Below are 16,035 nucleotides of genomic sequence, written 5' to 3' on the forward strand. Positions count from 1 at the left end.
GACTCAGAACGGACCGCGGCCCGGGGCGTAGGAGGTGCCCTCCAGGCCCGTCTGCCCCGCGCTGGACGACAGCTGCCACGGCACCGACGCCACGACGACGCCCGGCGTGAACAGCAGCCGGCCCTTGAGCCGCAGCGCGGACTGGTTGTGCAGCAGCTGCTCCCACCAGTGCCCCACCACGTACTCGGGGATGTAGACGACGACGAGGTCGCGCGGCGAGTCGCGCCGGACCGACCGTACGTACTTGAGCACGGGGCGGGTGATCTCGCGGAACGGGGAGTCCAGGACCCGCAGGGGCACCGGCAGGTCGAGCGCCTCCCAGCGGGTCCGCAGGTCCTCGATCTCCTCCGGGTCGACCCCGACCGTGACCGCCTCGAGCACCGACGGGCGCGAGGCGCGCGCGTAGGCGAGGGCCCGCATCGTCGGCTTGTGCACCTTCGAGACCAGCACGATGGCGTGCACGCGGCTCGGCAGCGCCCGCGCCGCCGACGTGTCGTCGAGGGCCAGCTCGCCCTGCACCCGGTCGTAGTGCTTGCGGATGGCGCGCATGAGCACGAACAGCGCCGCCATCGCCACGACCGTGATCCACGCGCCGTGGGTGAACTTCGTCACGAGCACGATGAGCAGCACCGCGGCGGTCATCACGAACCCGACGCCGTTGACCACGCGCGAGCGCTTCATCCGCGAGCGCTGCTGCGGCGACGGCTCCTTGCGCAGGGCCCGCGTCCAGTGCCGCAGCATGCCGAGCTGCGACAGGGTGAACGAGACGAACACGCCGACGATGTAGAGCTGGATGAGGCGCGTCACCTGCGCGTCGAACGCGACCACCAGCACCGCGGCGGCGGCCGCCAGCGTGAGGATGCCGTTGGAGAACGCCAGCCGGTCGCCGCGGGTGTGCAGCTGCCGGGGCAGGTACCCGTCCTTGGCGAGCATCGACCCGAGCATCGGGAACCCGTGGAACGACGTGTTCGCGGCGAGCAGCAGGATGAGCGCGGTGAGCACGACGACGACGGAGGCCACCACGGGCAGGCCGGCGAAGACCGTCTCGGCGAGCTGCCCGAGCACGGGGTGCTGGGTGTAGTCGTCGGGCACGGGCGCCCCGCCGTCGCTCAGCTGCGACGCGGGGTCCTCCACGTAGCGCACACCGGTGGCACGGGCGAGCAGCAGGATCGTCATGAGCATCGCCGCGCTGACGATGCCCAGCAGCGCCAGCGTCATCGCGGCGTTGCGCGCCTTGGGCCGGCGGAACGCGGGCACGCCGCTGTTGATCGCCTCCACGCCGGTGAGCGCCACCGCGCCGGAGGCGAAGGCCCGCGCGACGAGGAACGCGCCCGCCACCCCCACGAGACCCTGCTCGAACCCGGCGGCCGGAATCACGTCGTACGCCGCGCTCTCGGCCTGCGGCAGGGTGTCGCCCAGGTACCGCACGCCCCCGACCACGGCGAGCAGCCCCATGACACCCATGAAGCAGTACACGAGGACGGCGAACACGCGGCCCGACTCGCGCACGCCGCGCAGGTTGAGGATCGTCAGCACCACGACGAGACCGACCGCGAGCAGCTCCTCGTGCCCCCGCAGCGCCGGGACGATCGTCGCGCCGTACTGGGCGGCGGAGGAGATCGAGACGGCGACGGTCAGCACGTAGTCCACGAGCAGCGCCGAGGCGACGCCCACCCCGGCGGACCGGCCGAGGTTCGTCGTCGCGATCTCGTAGTCGCCGCCGCCCGAGGGGTAGGCGCGCACGTTCTGCCGGTACGACGCGACCACGACGACGAGGACCGCCACGACGACCAGCCCGACCCAGGGGGAGATCGCCGTGGCGCCGATGCCGGCCACGGCGAGCATCAGCAGGATCTCGTCCGGGGCGTACGCCATGGACGACAGGGCGTCCGAGGCGAAGACGGGCAGCGCGAGGCGCTTGCTCAGCAGCGTGCGCCCCGCGCTCTCGCTGCGGATGGGGCGTCCGAGCAGCAGCCGTTTGGCCGCGTCTGCGATGTCCGACACGACGACCCATGCTATGCCCGTGCGCGCACGTCGGCGCGTCCCGCCCACGTGAGACCGCGCGCACCGCCGGAGCAGGTATAGCGTTTCGCACGTGCACTTCGTGATCATGGGTTGCGGCCGCGTCGGGTCGACCCTCGCCCAGACGATCGAGTCCCGCGGGCACTCCGTGGCCGTCATCGACCAGAACCCGGACTCGTTCCGCCGCCTGTCGGCGGAGTTCGCCGGGCAGAAGGTGACGGGCGTCGGCTTCGACCGCGACACCCTCACCCAGTCGGGGATCGAGGACGCCTACGGGTTCGCCGCGGTGTCCGACGGCGACAACTCCAACGTGCTGGCGGCTCGCGTCGCCCGCGAGACGTACGGGGTGGGCAACGTCGTCGCACGCATCTACGACCCGCAGCGCGCGGAGATCTACCAGCGGCTCGGCATCCCGACGGTGGCCACCGTGCGCTGGACGGCCGACCAGGTGCTGCGGCGGATGCTCCCCCTCGGCGCCACCGACGAGTACCGCGACCCCTCGGGGCAGGTGCGCCTGGCCGAGCTGGACTACCACCCCGGGTGGACGGGGGCGACCGTCGCCAGGATCGAGGCGGCGAGCGGCGCCCGGGTCGCGTTCCTGTCCCGCTACACCGAGGGCCTGCTGCCGACGGGCGAGACCGTCCTGCAGGAGAACGACGTGCTGCACGTCCTGATGCGCGACGAGGACGCCGCGCACGTGGAGCGCACGCTCACGCACGCCCCGCGCGAGGAGGAGGTCTGATGCGCGTCGTCATCGCCGGGGCCGGGTCCGTCGGCCGGTCCATCGCCCGCGAGCTGCTGTCGCACGACCACGAGGTCGTCCTGGTGGACAAGAACCCCGCCGCGATGCGCGTGGCGCAGGTGCCCGAGGCCGACTGGCTGCTCGCCGACGCGTGCGAGCTCAGCTCGCTCGAGGGGGCCGAGGTCACGGAGGCGGACGTCGTCGTGGGCGCCACGGGCGACGACAAGGTCAACCTCGTGTTCTCGCTGCTGTGCAAGACGGAGTTCGGGGTCCCCCGCACGGTGGCGCGCGTGAACAACCCGAAGAACGAGTGGATGTTCGACGGGTCGTGGGGGGTGGACGTCGCCGTGTCGACACCGCGGATCATGACCGCGATGGTCGAGGAGGCGGTGGCGGTCGGCGACCTCGTGCAGATCTTCACGTTCCAGCAGTCGGGCGCCGACCTCCTCGAGGTCACGCTGCCCGCCGACTCCGTCCTCGTGGGGCGGCGCGTCGGCGACGTCGAGTGGCCGCCCGACACGGTCCTGGCCTGCATCGTCCGTGGCGCGATGCCGATCGCGCCGAGCGTCGACGACACCCTCGAGGCCGGCGACGAGCTGCTGCTGGTCGCCGGCGGCGAGGCCGAGGAGAGCGCGCTGCAGCACCTGCTCTCCGGGGACGGGCGCGCCGAGCCGCAGGACGAGACGCCGGACGAGACACCCGGCGAGTCTCCCGGCACCGACGGGGAGGTGCCCTTCGAGGCGCACGTGGTGGCGCCCGAGGCGCCTCAGGACGACGCCGGGCCGTCCGGCCGCTGACCGCGCTCGGACGGCCCGGGCACGCCGCCGGCGGGCTCCGGGGCCCGGTGCGCACCGCGCACGACGGCCCAGGTGAGCCAGAGCACGAGCCCCCACAGCGGGATGCCGAGCACCAGGTGCGCGGTGCCGAGCCAGCCGACGTCACCGGAGAAGTACAGCGGCACCTTGACGATCAGGCGCACCGCGAACAGCCCCGCCCAGAACCAGGTCGCGATCGTGTAGCGGCGCAGCAGGTCGGGGTCGCGGCGCCAGGCCGACAGCCCGGCCAACGGCCCCGCCGCGGGCGTCGCCTCGGCGTCGGACGCCGGCTCGCCGGTCCCGTCGCGGGCGCCGTCCGGCCCCGTGCCGCCCCGGGTGCGGGCGCCCGCCTGCTCGGCGAAGCCGGACCGCAGCGCCTCCACGACCAGCCCCACCAGGGGCCAGCGCGCGACGACGGAGGCGAGGACCGCCACCAGGTAGACGGCGTTGGTCCACAGCCCCCAGGCGTAGAAGTCCTTGGCCTCGCCGGAGCGCCAGGCCCAGAACACCCCGACGCCGATGCCCAGCAGCCCGCCGAGCGCCTGCGTGACGGGCGTGCGCTGCGCCAGGCGTGCCACGACGGCCACCAGCGCGGCGCCCACGGAGGCGCCCAGCGACCACGCGAGGTCGGACGTCACCACGTACACGACGACGAACAGCAGTCCGGGGGCGACGGCCTCGACGGTGCCGCGCACCCCGCCGACGGCCTCGGCGAAGGAGAACGAGTCCGCGGTGACGGCGCGCACGCCCCGACCGCTGGCGCCCGTCTCCGGCCCGGCCGTCACTCGCCCGCCCTGGCGCGCAGCTCGTACCGGGGGTTGAACATCGTGCGGCGTCCGCCGACGTCGCAGACCATGCCCTCGACGCGGATGCGCCGGCCGGGCTCGACGCCCGCGATCGTGCGGCGTCCGAGCCACACCAGGTCGAGCGAGCCCGAGCCGTCGTACAGCTCGGCCTCGACCGTGGGGACGCCCTCGCGGGGTCGCAGGACGACGGAGCGCAGGACTCCGGCCACGCCGGCACGTCGGCGGTCGGCGAGGTCGGCGACCGGTCGGCAGCCGCGGTTCGCGGCGGCCTCGTGGCGCTCCTCGTCGGCGGCGACCTCGTCGGCGGACGCGAGCGCGTGCCGGACAGCGGTGCGCAGGGACATGGTGCTCGCCTGCCTCAGCGGGTCTCGGTGATCTCCGGCCCGCGCGTCAGCGGGTCGAAGCTGGGGGTGTCGGGGGTCGCGTCGGTGGGCGCGGCGGCCTCGTCCGTGGCCTCGGCGGCCTTGCCGCCCGGGCGCGACTTCTGCGGCATCGTCAGGGTGAGCAGGTCGCGGGGCGGGCGCGGGTTGCCGTCGCGCACGACGACGACGTTGGCGAAGACGGACTCCAGCGGCTTCGCGGCCTCCGCGTCCACGGCGGCACGGCCGGAGAGCACGCCGCGCAGGAACCATCGCGGCCCGTCGACGCCGACGAACCGGGCCGGCCGCACCGCCGGCTTGCCGTCCTGCCCGGTGGCCGGGACCCGGGCGATCAGCTCGCGCCCGAAGGTGCCGGGGACGTCGTCGACGGTGCCGCCCTGGCGGGTGATCGACCCGGCGATCTCCGTGCGCACCTCGTCCCAGATGCCCTCGGTGCGGGGGGCGGCGAACGCCTGCACCTGCAGCCCCGAGCCGCCCAGGGTGGCCGAGACGCCGGTGACCTTCTGCGTCTTCTTGTCGATCTCCATGCGCAGCTCGAGGCCGGGCAGCACGGGCAGCCAGATCGCGCCCAGGTCGACCCGCGGTCCCATGCTGGTCACCTGGTCGGCGTCGAAGGGTCCGCGCCCCGGCTTCGCCTCGGCGCCGGGAGCGGCGTCCTGTGCCGCGTCGTCGGCGCCGGCGGGCTCGCCCTCGGCGGGCGCGGCCGCGCCGGTGGCGGCGTCGTCGGCAGGGTCGGACGCCTTCTTCGACGCGTTGCGCCGGAACAGCCCCACGGGGGATCTCCTTCGTTCGGTTCGTCCAGTCACGACCGGCCCGGCTCGGGCCCGCCTCTCCTCATCCACACTAGACCGACGGCGCGACACTCAGGTGCCGCCCGCCGCCCGGCCCCGCCGTGCGGGTCGAGGCCTGCGCTCAGGCCTGCGTCCAGCCCCCGCTGGAGCCGAGGCCCCCGTCGCCGCGGTGCGACCCGGGCAGCGTGGTCGCCGTCAGGAACCGGGCCCGCTCGACCCGCTGCACGACGAGCTGCGCCACACGGTCGCCCCGTCGCAGCGTGACCGCCTCGGTGGTGTCCGTGTTGAGCAGGATCACCTTGATCTCGCCCCGGTACCCGGCGTCGATCGTCCCCGGCGCGTTCACCACGGTCAGCCCGTGGCGGGCGGCCAGGCCGGACCGGGGGTGGACGAACGCGGCGAACCCGTCGGGCAGGGCGATCGCGACGCCCGTGGGCACCGTCACACGGCCCTGCGGCGGGATCTCGACGTCGACGGTGGTGGTCAGGTCGGCCCCGGCGTCACCGGGGTGCGCGTACGCCGGCGGGGCGACGGCGTCGTCCAGGAGGGTGACCAGGACGTCGACGGTGCTGCCGTCCGGGGTCGCGTCCGGGCTCACGGGCTGGCTCACGGTCTCAGGCACCCCGGCAGCGTAGCCGACGGGCCGGCGACGGCGGCCGGGCGTCCCCCGCGCGTCCGTCCGGCTGGGATGATGGGGCCATGAGCGAGCCCCGTCCCGACCGTCACGGGCGTCGTCCGGCGTCCGACCCGTCCCGCCCGGCACGCTTCCGCGAGCGCCTGTCCCCCGGCCCGGGAGCGTGGTGCGGCGCCCTCGGCCTCGGGGTCATCGTCGGGGTGGCGCTGTGGCCGCTCGTCGCCACGGCGTCGGTCGGGGTGGGCGCGCTCGTCGCGGCCGGCACGATCGTGGCGCTCGTCGCGTCGGCCCCGGTCGTCGCGGTCGACGGCGGCGAGCTGCGGGCCGGGAAGGCGCACGCGCCGCTGGACGCGCTCGGCGAGGTGACGACGCTGGCCTCCGGCGAGGAGATGCGGGCGGCGCTCGGGCCGGACCTGGACGCCCGCGCCTACGTCTGCCTGCGCGCGTGGGCGCGCACGGGGGTGCGCGTGGAGGTCACCGACCCGACCGACCCGACGCCGTACTGGCTGCTGTCGACCCGGCGTCCGGACGAGCTCGCCGCGGCGCTGCGCGGCTGAGCGCCGCGCTACCGGTCGTCGCCGTGCGGGGCGCCATCCTCGACGGGACGACGGAGGCCGTCACGCGCAGGGCGTGACGGCCTGGGACGCCGGAAGGGGCGCCGGGCCGCGGCCGCGGCCCGGGCGCTCACCGGGGTCCGGTCACCGGTGCATGCCGGTGGGGGTGCCCGCGGGTGTCACGCGGCGCACTCGGTGCAGATCATCTGGCCGTTCTTCTCGGAGGCCAGCTGGCTGCGGTGGTGGACGAGGAAGCAGCTCGTGCAGGTGAACTCGTCGGCCTGGCGAGGCAGCACGCGCACGGAGAGCTCCTCGCCGGACAGGTCCGCGCCCGGAAGCTCGAAGCCTTCCGCGGCCTCGGTCTCGTCCTCGTCGACGACACCCGACGACTTGTCGGAACGACGCGCCTGGAGCTCCTGGAGCGAGTCCTGCTCCACGTCCTCGTCGTTCTTGCGGGGGGCGTCGTAGTCGGTTGCCATCTGTGTGGTCACGCTCCGTGGTGTCGATGTCGGTACGCGCAGATAATGCTCGGCGACCGGGTTTTGTTCCCGTTCGGCCCACGGATTGTGCACCATTTCGACCAGGGGCGCGACATGACGCACTGTATCGCCCGTCACACTGCTCTGACCTGCGACAACACTGCGGCCGACGTGACCCGCCGGCGCCCGGGTGCCCCACTTCTCACCCAGGGCGAAATCGCTCCGGGCGGGTGAAACTTCGTCACCGGCCCCGGTCAGTGCGCGGAACTGTTCGCCACACCCTCGCCACGGTTCCCGCCGGCGTCCCCGACGCCCTCTCCGTCAGCGTCGACGCCCTCGAGCACGTCGACGAGGTCACGCACCACGGGCTCCGGGCCCACCACGGTCATCGGCCCGCCCGCGGCCCGGCCGCGCAGCCCGGTCACGACGGCGCCCGCCTCGGTGGCGACGAGGCTGCCCGCCGCGACGTCCCACGGGTTGAGACCGCGCTCGTAGTACAGGTCCAGGGCGCCCTCGGCGACGAGGCACAGGTCGATGGCGGCCGACCCGAGCCTTCGCACGTCGCGCACGCGCGGCAGCACCCGGGTGAGCACCTGCGCCTGCTGCGCCCGCCGCTCGGCGGCGTAGCCGAAGCCGGTGCCCACCAGGGAGGTGGCCAGCGAGGCGGGCCCGCCGACCCGGAGCGGGCGGCCGTCCCTGTCGGCCCCGCGCCCGCGTGCGGCGCTCCAGGTCCGCCCGTCCACCACCGAGTGCACGCAGCCGGCCAGCACGGTCCAGGACTCCGGGGCGGGCGGGCCGGCGACGACGGCGACCGACACCGCGTAGGACGCGACCCCGTACAGGTAGTTGACCGTGCCGTCGATCGGGTCCAGCACCCATGTCAGGCCCGACGTGCCGGAGACGTCGTCGCCCTCCTCGCCCAGGATCGCGTCGTCGGGGCGCTCGGCGGCGATCCGCTCCCGCAGCAGGTCCTCGGAGGCGCGGTCCATCGCGGTCACGGGGTCGACGTCGCTGGACTTCGTCGCGGCCACCACGACGCGGTCCGGTCGCCCGGAGCGCACGAGTTCGCCCGCCTCGCACGCGAGCCGCCGCGCGAGGTCCCGCAGCGCGTCGACGTCCGCGCTCGCGACGACGTCCGCCTGTGCCGCCGCCTCGTCCACCCTGTCGCCCACGTCCTGCGTCTCCTCCCGGTCCGGCCACGGTTCCCACGGACCATCGTGCCTCACCCGCGCCCCCACCGGGCGGTCCATCCCGGCCCCGCGGGCGGCACGGCCCACCCGCGGGCCACGGACAGCATGCGGAAGGCGAACACGAGGACGACGACGAGGACCGCGTTCCACGGGGCGAGCAGCTCGAGCCGCCACAGCGCCGCGACGAGTCCCGCACCGACCAGGGCCGGCACGGCGTACAGCTGCCGGTCCGCGAAGACCAACGGGACCTCCCCCGTCAGGACGTCCCGCAGGATCCCGCCGCCCACGGCCGTCAGGACGCCCACGACCACGGCGGTGAGCACCCCCGACCCGAGGCCGAGGGCCTTGGTGGTCCCCTGGAGCACGAACAGGGCCATCGCGGCCGCGTCGAGCACGAGGACGGTGCGCCGCATCCGCTCCAGCCCGGGGTGGAAGAAGAAGATGAGGACGCCCGCGGCGAGCGCGGCGACCACCAGCCGCCACGACGAGACCCCGACGGGCGGGGTGTCGCCGATGAGGAGGTCCCGCAGGACGCCGCCGCCCAGGCCCGCGACCCATGCCAGGACCAGCACCCCGAACGCGTCGAACCGCTTGCGCACGGCGGCCAGGCCGCCCGAGACCGCGGACACGAAGACCGCGAGGACCTCGAGCATCGTCACCGAGCCGACCACGAACGCGTCCACGGGACGTCATCCTCGCAGGCGCGGGCCCCCGCCGCCCGCCGCCGCGGGGCGGGGCCGCGGATCGGCGGCACACCGACGCGCCTGCGCGGCCGCGGCGGGGCAGGGTGGCACGCTCGGAACCGCGGGACCGCTGCGGCGGGCACCCCGAGGTGCACCTAAGGAGGAACCATGGCCGAGCTCGAGCTCGCGAGGCTGCACGAGGACGGTGAGCACCTGGTCCTGCGCGCCGCCGACGGCACGGAGCACGCTCTGCCGATCACCGAGGCCCTGCGGGCCGCGGTGCGCAGGGACCGCCCTCGCGCCGAGGCGCTGCGCGCCCAGGCCACGCTGCGTCCCCGCGACCTCCAGGCGCGCCTGCGCGCCGGCGCCACCGTCGAGGAGCTGGCCGAGGAGTCGGGCCTGCCGGCCGAGCACGTGCAGCGCTACGAGTGGCCGGTGGCGACGGAGCGCCAGCACGCGATCGACCAGGTGCGGGCCCACCGGCTCGACGGCGACGGCGAGGTCCGGACCCTCGGGGAGGCGGCCGACGCCCGCCTCGGCGCGCGGGGCGTCACCCCGGACGACGCACGCTGGTCGGCGCGTCGAGAGGGGTCCGCCCCGTGGGTGGTGGAGGTGCGGTTCGCCGCCGGCGACCGCGACCGCTCGGCCCGCTGGACCTACGACCCGAAGGGCCGCGCCGTCACCCCCCTGGACGACGAGGCGCGGTGGCTCGGGCAGCCCGACGACCCGCTGACACCCGAGGTTCTCGGCGTCCCGTCCACGTCCGACCGGCAGGTGCCCGGGCGCCGCTCGCCCGAGCGGCCCCCCGAGCGGCCCGGCGACGACACGACTGCCCTCCTGCTCGACGACCTGGCCGGGCGGCGCGGCCGCCGGCCGGCGGGCCGGGAGAGACCCGCGGAGCCGTCGCCCGCGCCGTCGGGCGGTGCCGTGCCCGGCATGCTCCCGCTCGGCGTGGTCGCCGGTCCGGACTCTCCGGGTGACGGCGCGGAGCGGACGGCCGGCGGCCACGAGCGCGACGACGAGCGTCACGGCGGCGCGCGCGACGACCACGGCCGCTCGCCCGACCACGACACCGGCAACCACGACACCGGCGACCGCGCCGCCCAGGACGGCCCCGCGCCGGCCGGCACCGCCCCGGCCGGCCCGGCGCCGGCGCACGCGAGCGTCGTCGACCTCCGCGCACGCCGGGCGGGGGCGCGGGCACCCGTGCCCTCCGCGCGGGCCGCGCACCCGTCCGGGACCCAGCGACCGGAGGGCGGCGCGGACGCGGCCGCGCGGCGGTCCGACGTCGCCGACCGCGAGGAGCCCGCGCCCAGCGCCGGCCCCGGGCAGCAGCCCGGCCCGCAGCCCTCGGCACCGGCGAAGGCACCCGCGCGGCGCACCGGGCGCAAGGGCCGCCCCCAGGTCCCGAGCTGGGACGAGATCGTCTTCGGCGGCGGCCGCCCGTCCTCGTAGCGCCACCCGGGCCCGCGCCGGCCGGCCGGGTCAGCCGTCCAGGTCGAGGAACCCCGTGCCGGTCGAGCGCCGACGCGCTGCCCCGGCCGTCATGCGCCGCATGTGATGCCGCCGGCACAGCACCTCGTACGCCACGTGCCCGCTGCCGTCCGCCACGTCGCCGACGACCACCTGGTCGCCCTCGACGACCATCACGCCGTCCACGGTGCGGGCGTTGTGCGTGGCCGGCGCGCCGCACCAGCACAGCGACTGCACCTGCAGCGCCTGGACGCGGTCCGCCAGCTCGATGAGCCGGGCGGCACCGGGGAACAGGCGGGTGCGGAAGTCCGTCGTGATCCCGAACGCGAACACGTCGATCTCCACCTCGTCGACGAGCCGCGCGAGCTGGTCGACCTGCTCGGGCGAGTAGAACTGCGCCTCGTCGCACACCAGGTAGTCGACCAGGCGGCCCGCCTGGCGCTCGGCCACCACGACCGCCCAGAAGTCCGTGTCGTCGTCGACCTCCCGCGCGTCGACCTCGAGCCCGAGGCGAGAGGACAGCCGTGCCGCACCGGCCCGGTCGTCGCGGGTGAAGATCAGGCCGGTGCGCCCGCGTGCCGCGTGGTTGTGGTCGGTCTGCAGCGCCAGCGTCGACTTGCCGCTGTCCATGGTCCCGGAGAAGAAGACGAGCTCGGCCATGCGCAGATCCTGCCAGACCCGGTGGCGGCGGCCCGCGCCCGGCAGGCCGTCACACCACGGTCGCCAGGAGGGGCACGAGCATCTCGGCCTCGGTGAGGGACCCGTGCACGCCCGGCATGGCGCGCGCCCCGGCGGGGTGCAGCCGCGAGTCGACGACGGTCGCCGCCCCCCGCGCCGCCACCAGCACGTCGCCCACCGCGGGCAGCACGTGCTCGGCCACGGGCCCGAGCCAGCCGTCGGCGACGGCGTCGTCGCGCAGCACCACGTGGGCGTCGTCGCCGAGCACGCCCGCCCACCGCGCGGCGACGTCCCGCGGGTCGGCGCCGTCGGCGACGTAGACGTGGGTCGCGCGCGGCTCGCCGCCCAGCAGCGCGACGTCGCGCGCCAGGTCGGGGTCCGCGGCGACGTCGTGCTGGCGCGCCGGGTCCGCGGCGACCTGGCCGTGGTCGGCGGTGACGAGCACGAGGGTGCCGGGCGGCACCGAGCGCACGAGGCGGCGGAGCTCGGCGTCGGCGGCCTCCAGGGCGTCGCCCCACTGCCAGGAGTCCGGGCCGTCGTGGTGGCCGGTCTTGTCCACGTCGCCGTGGTACAGGTACGCGACACGCGGAGGCCCGCCGGCCGGCCGCAGCGCCTGCACGGTCGCGTCCACCTGCGCCGCGAGCGTCTCGGCCGGGAGGTACCGGGGGCCGCGCAGCGCGGCACGGGTCATCCCGGAGCCGTCGAACTTCCGGCGGCCGGGGGCGAGGACGCGCACGCCCGCGCCGGTGAGGGTCTCCAGCACCGTCGGCTCGCGCTGCAGGAGCTCCGGCGCCGTGCGCACCGGGCCCGACAGCGGGCGCCCCGGGCGGTACGGGTCGGACTGCTCGGTCCACGAGATGGTGGTGACCAGTCCCCCCGTGGCGGGGTTGCGCTGGGTGTAACCGAGCAGCCCGGTGCGCCCCGGCGCCGTGCCCGTCCCGAAGGTCGCCAGCGCCGCGGCCGTCGTCGACGGGAAGCTGGTGCGCAGGGTGCGGCCGTCGGCCACGAGCGAGCGCAGGAACGGCGCGTGCCCGCCCCGTTCGGCGAGGTTGGCGTGCCCGAGGCCGTCGACCAGCACCACCACGACGCGCTCCACGCCCGTGGGCAGGCCGAGGGCTGCGGCACACTCGACCCCGTCCAGGCCGGTGGACGTCCGCACCGGCACCCCGACGGCGCCGGCGACGGCGGGCAGCACCGCCGCCAGGGAGCCGGTGCCGTAGGACGGGGCGACGAGCCCCTCCGGGAGGGTCGCCGGGACCGCGGCCGTCATCGGGCGGCGCGGCTTCCCGACGTCCCGCCGCGTCGCGTCGTGCCCGTCGCGATCGACAGGGCTCGGGCGAAGTCGGTCGCGCGCCCCACCGCGTCGCGGCCCTCGGCGGCGCCGCTGACCCGCACGACCACGTCGTCGGGCGTGAGCTGGCCGGTGAGCCCGTGGTCGGCCTCGCAGCTCGGGTCGGGGCACTGCGCGGGCTCCAGGTCGACGCGGGAGACCGCGCCCCACCCGATGGCCAGCGTGAGCTCCGCGGCGCTGTCCCCGCGGCGGTGCTCCGCGGGCTCGGACACGATGTGTGTCAGGGCCACGGACCGGATCTCCCCCAGGGGCACGGCCTCGGTCGTGGCGGCGGCCGACGACGGGTGGGCGGCGTCGCCCTCGTGGTCGTCGACGTGCGCGGCGACGAGCCGGGTGGGCGTCAGCGCGAGGACCGTCAGGTGGCGGCGCACGGAGTCGTCGAAGGTGGTCTCGGCCTGGACCAGGTGGGCCACCACCGGCTCCTCCGCGAGCGCGACGTCGAGCACGTCGTCGACGAGGTCCGGGTAGTACCCGGCGCGGCGCAGGTTCTCGGAGAGGTCGGGGCGGAGGTTCTCCCGGGCTGTCACGTTCGGCACCCGCGCATTGTCCCACTCGCGGGCGCCGCCCGACCACCGCCTGCCTCCGGGGCGGTCCGGGGCGTCAGCCCGGCAGCGCCCGCCGCAGCGGGTCGGCGCGCTGGCCGGTGCGGCGCAGGCGCACCCCGGCGTGCAGGATGCTCGCGCCCTGGGGACCGACGACCACGGGGTACAGCTCGAGGGACGCGATCTCCGGCAGGTCGTCGGCCATCGCGGACGCGCGGGCCAGGACGTCCTCGAGCGCGCCCGTGTCGACGGCCGGGGCGCCGTCGTACCCGAACAGCCGTGGGGCGGCGCGCACCTGGCGCACCATGCCGGCCACGTCGACGTCCGTCAGCGGCGGCACGCCGTGGGCGACGTCGTCGAGCAGGTCGGTCGCGTCCCCGGCGAGGCCGAACGAGAGCACCGGCCCGAACAGCGGGTCCTCGGCGGAGCGCACCACGCACGCCACCCCGGCGGGCGCCATCCGCTGCACCTCCAGGTCCGGCTCGGTGTCGCCGAGGACCGCGGTCGCCACCTCGCGCAGCCGTTCGACGTCCGTCGTGAGCTCGTCGGGCTCGGCGATGTCGAGGCGCACCCCGCCCAGGTCCGTCCGGTGCCGCAGCGCCGCCGAGGCCGACTTCAGCGCGACCGGCCACCCGAGGTCGTCCGCCGCCGCCACGGCCTCCTCGGCGGTGCGCACGGTCCGCGAGCGCCACAGCCGCAGCCCGTAGCAGTCCAGGAGCTCGGCCGCCTCGTCCTGGGTGAGCTCGCGCCCTGGGCTCTCGACCGTGCCGTCGTCGGCGTCCGCCAGCCCGGCCTCGACGAGCCGGCGGGCGCGGCGGGAGTCCATGCCGTCGGGCCGCGCGTAGGTGCCGTGGTCCTCCGTGCGCCAGCGCGCGTACCGCACGACCTTTCCGAGCGCGGTCACCGCGTCCTCGGGGGTGGAGAACGCGGGGATGCGCACCTCCGAGCCGTCCGCAGCGGTGGCGGCGAGCTCGTCGGGCAGCCCGCTCAGGCCGAGCATCGAGGCCACCGTGGTGCGCCCGGTACGGGCGGCGGCCTCGGCGACGGCCCGGGCCACGGCGCCGGTGCGCGGCACCACGACGGGCACGTCGACCGCCACGACGACGTCGCACGATCCCGGGGCGTAGAGCGCGTCCACGACGCGGGTGATCTCCTCGTCGGGCGTGTCGGGCGGCAGGAAGTCCGACGAGGCGGCCACGACGAGGCCCGCGGCCGCGGCCGCCTCGGCGACGAGGGCGGCCAGGGCGGCGGACGAGGCGAGGATGCCGACCCGGCGTCCCGCCGGCAGCGGCTGGTGCGCGAGCACCTGCGCGACGTCCATGAGCTGGTGGGTGTTCTCCGCCCGGATCACGCCGGACTGGCGCAGCATCTCGTCGAGCAGCCGGCGCGGCGCGTGCGTGGCGCGTACGGCGTGCCCGGGAGGGACGACCTGCCCGGACCGGCCGGCGATCACCACGACCAGCGGCTTGACGGCGGCGAGCCGCCGCGCCACGCGGGAGAACTTGCGCGGGTTGCCGATGGACTCGAGGTACAGGCACACGACGGAGGTGCGCGGGTCGTCCTGCCAGTACTGCATGAGGTCGTTGCCGGACACGTCGGCGCGGTGGCCGGCCGAGACCAGGGCGGAGACGCCGAGGCCGCGGCGCTCGAGCGTCGCGGTGAGGGTGACGGCGGACGCCGCGGACTGGCAGAAGAGCCCGACGGCGCCGGCGCGGGGCGGGGCGGCCGCGAGGCTGGCATGCAGCCGGGCGCCGGGCGTGGTGGTGAGCAGGCCGAAGGACGCCGGGCCGACCACGCGCATGCCCGCGGCGTGGGCGGTGCGCACCAGCTCGCGCTGGCGGGCCAGCCCGTCCGGACCGGTCTCGGCGTACCCGGTGGCGAGCACGACGACGCCGCGCACGCCGTGCCCGACGAGCCGCTCGACCGCGGCGACCGCGTCCTGCGGCGGGACCGCGAGGAGCGCGAGGTCGACGTCACCGGCGTCGTCCACCGCGTCCCAGCCCGCCAGCTCGGCCAGGCCCGGAGCGTCGGAGACGGGGGCGGGGGCGCCGACCACCAGGAGCTCGGTGTCCCCGGGGTCGGTCGCCGCGGCCTCGACGACCCGCTGGGCGAGGTGGTGCTCGCTCGCGAGCCGCTCCCCCGCCGCAGGCCGCCCGGGGCCCACCAGCAGGACGCGCCGGGCGGTCAGCAGGCCCTGCATGGAGCGCGCCTCGGCGCGGTGCTCGCGGTCGGCCATGACGGCCCGGGAGCGCTCGGTGGCCTCGAGGTCGAAGGCGACGGTGACGACGCCGTCGTCGAGGTGCTGGGCCACCTCGTACCCGGCGTCGCGGAAGACCGCGAGCATAGGACCGTTCTGCGGCAGCACCTCGGCGGTGAAGCGCAGCACGCCCCGCTCACGGGCCGCGGCGGCCACGTGCTCCAGCAGGACGGACCCGAGCCCCATGCCCTGCACCGCGTCGGCGATGTTGAACGCCACCTCCGCGTCCGTCGCCGTGACCCGGTCGTAGCGGGCGACGCCGATGACGTCCTCGCGCCGCTCACCGTCCGCGCCGGCGCCGGGGCGCACCGCGACCAGCGCGACGCGGTCGTGGTGGTCCACCCGGGTGAGGCGGTCGAGCTCCCGGGCCGTGAGCCGCCGCACGGGCGCGAAGAACCGCAGGTACGCCGAGCGCTCCGACTGCGCCTCCTGGAAGCGCTGGATCGCGTCGGCGTCGTCGGGGCGGATGGGCCGCAGGTGCGTGGGGGTGCCGTCGCGCAGCACCACGTCGGCCTCCCACTCGACGGGGTAGGCCGAGGTCTGCCGCGGGGGCGGGGCGGCGCCGGAGGCCGAGGCCCCGGGTGCGGGAACGTCCACCGGGGCAGGCTACCCGGGCGCACCGACGGCGCGCGCAGCGA

Annotated in this window: 16 protein-coding genes; 4 read left to right on the top strand and 12 right to left on the bottom strand. The window is 76.2% G+C overall.

What is annotated here, in order from left to right:
* Window positions 1-3: 3 nt before the first annotated feature.
* Window positions 4-2,004 carry an APC family permease gene (locus tag EYB28_RS12455; protein ID WP_166848316.1) on the bottom strand — a complete coding sequence of 667 codons (2,001 nt, stop codon included), beginning with the start codon at window positions 2,002-2,004 and terminating at the stop codon, window positions 4-6.
* A 106-nt stretch (window positions 2,005-2,110) separates the two neighbouring features.
* Between EYB28_RS12455 and EYB28_RS12460 the strand changes: the two genes are divergently transcribed.
* Together EYB28_RS12460 and EYB28_RS12465 are read left to right on the top strand one after the other, a co-directional pair.
* Complete coding sequence (locus EYB28_RS12460; RefSeq protein WP_166852318.1) at window positions 2,111-2,764, top strand: TrkA family potassium uptake protein; 654 nt, start codon at window positions 2,111-2,113, stop codon at window positions 2,762-2,764.
* Window positions 2,764-3,561 carry a TrkA family potassium uptake protein gene (locus EYB28_RS12465; protein WP_166848318.1) on the top strand — a complete coding sequence of 266 codons (798 nt, stop codon included), beginning with the start codon at window positions 2,764-2,766 and terminating at the stop codon, window positions 3,559-3,561. Before EYB28_RS12460 ends, EYB28_RS12465 begins: the two co-directional genes overlap by 1 nt.
* Here the strand turns inward: EYB28_RS12465 and EYB28_RS12470 are convergent.
* The 4 genes from EYB28_RS12470 to dut form a co-directional block, all read right to left on the bottom strand.
* Window positions 3,531-4,325, bottom strand: a complete 795-nt coding sequence (locus tag EYB28_RS12470) for a DUF3159 domain-containing protein (protein WP_166848320.1) — start codon at window positions 4,323-4,325, stop codon at window positions 3,531-3,533. The two genes, EYB28_RS12465 and EYB28_RS12470, sit on opposite strands and share 31 nt — an antisense overlap.
* Window positions 4,326-4,360: 35 nt before the next feature.
* Complete coding sequence (locus EYB28_RS12475) at window positions 4,361-4,729, bottom strand: OB-fold nucleic acid binding domain-containing protein (protein WP_166848323.1); 369 nt, start codon at window positions 4,727-4,729, stop codon at window positions 4,361-4,363.
* Window positions 4,730-4,743: 14 nt separating this feature from the next.
* On the bottom strand, window positions 4,744-5,538 hold the full coding sequence (locus tag EYB28_RS12480) for a DUF3710 domain-containing protein (RefSeq protein WP_166848326.1): 795 nt from the start codon (window positions 5,536-5,538) through the stop codon (window positions 4,744-4,746).
* A gap of 139 nt (window positions 5,539-5,677) precedes the next feature.
* Window positions 5,678-6,112, bottom strand: coding sequence for a dUTP diphosphatase (gene dut, locus EYB28_RS12485; RefSeq protein WP_370459510.1), 435 nt, complete (start codon window positions 6,110-6,112; stop codon window positions 5,678-5,680).
* A gap of 143 nt (window positions 6,113-6,255) precedes the next feature.
* Between dut and EYB28_RS12490 the strand changes: the two genes are divergently transcribed.
* Window positions 6,256-6,747: a DUF3093 domain-containing protein gene (locus EYB28_RS12490; RefSeq protein WP_166848332.1), complete on the top strand. Its 492-nt coding sequence runs from the start codon at window positions 6,256-6,258 to the stop codon at window positions 6,745-6,747.
* 176 nt (window positions 6,748-6,923) lie between these two features.
* Here EYB28_RS12490 and EYB28_RS12495 read toward each other — a convergent pair whose 3' ends face one another.
* From EYB28_RS12495 to EYB28_RS12505, 3 genes are all read right to left on the bottom strand, one after another.
* Window positions 6,924-7,223, bottom strand: coding sequence for a DUF4193 domain-containing protein (locus tag EYB28_RS12495; protein ID WP_166852321.1), 300 nt, complete (start codon window positions 7,221-7,223; stop codon window positions 6,924-6,926).
* A 254-nt stretch (window positions 7,224-7,477) separates the two neighbouring features.
* A complete protein-coding gene (locus EYB28_RS12500; RefSeq protein WP_240930538.1) occupies window positions 7,478-8,395 on the bottom strand; it encodes an inositol monophosphatase in 918 nt (305 codons plus the stop codon).
* Window positions 8,396-8,445: 50 nt separating this feature from the next.
* Window positions 8,446-9,096, bottom strand: coding sequence for a trimeric intracellular cation channel family protein (locus EYB28_RS12505; protein WP_240930539.1), 651 nt, complete (start codon window positions 9,094-9,096; stop codon window positions 8,446-8,448).
* 168 nt (window positions 9,097-9,264) lie between these two features.
* On the opposite strand from EYB28_RS12505, the gene sepH reads away from it, so the two are divergent.
* The gene (gene sepH / locus EYB28_RS12510) at window positions 9,265-10,551 is read left to right on the top strand and encodes a septation protein SepH (RefSeq protein ID WP_166848338.1); all 1,287 of its coding nucleotides are present in this window, start codon (window positions 9,265-9,267) and stop codon (window positions 10,549-10,551) included.
* Window positions 10,552-10,581: 30 nt separating this feature from the next.
* On the opposite strand, the gene EYB28_RS12515 is transcribed toward sepH, so the two are convergent.
* From EYB28_RS12515 to EYB28_RS12530, 4 genes are all read right to left on the bottom strand, one after another.
* A complete protein-coding gene (locus EYB28_RS12515; RefSeq protein ID WP_166848341.1) occupies window positions 10,582-11,229 on the bottom strand; it encodes a thymidine kinase in 648 nt (215 codons plus the stop codon).
* Between the two features lie 49 nt (window positions 11,230-11,278).
* Window positions 11,279-12,517: an alkaline phosphatase family protein gene (locus EYB28_RS12520; protein WP_166848344.1), complete on the bottom strand. Its 1,239-nt coding sequence runs from the start codon at window positions 12,515-12,517 to the stop codon at window positions 11,279-11,281.
* Window positions 12,514-13,134 (bottom strand): DUF5998 family protein, encoded by a 621-nt coding sequence (locus tag EYB28_RS12525; protein WP_166848347.1) that lies wholly within the window; start codon window positions 13,132-13,134, stop codon window positions 12,514-12,516. The genes EYB28_RS12520 and EYB28_RS12525 overlap by 4 nt, the downstream gene beginning before the upstream one ends.
* A 64-nt stretch (window positions 13,135-13,198) precedes the next feature.
* Complete coding sequence (locus EYB28_RS12530; protein ID WP_166848350.1) at window positions 13,199-15,994, bottom strand: GNAT family N-acetyltransferase; 2,796 nt, start codon at window positions 15,992-15,994, stop codon at window positions 13,199-13,201.
* Window positions 15,995-16,035: the final 41 nt, after the last annotated feature.

The organism is Isoptericola sp. BMS4 (assembly GCF_011634835.1).
GTDB lineage: Bacteria > Actinomycetota > Actinomycetes > Actinomycetales > Cellulomonadaceae > Isoptericola.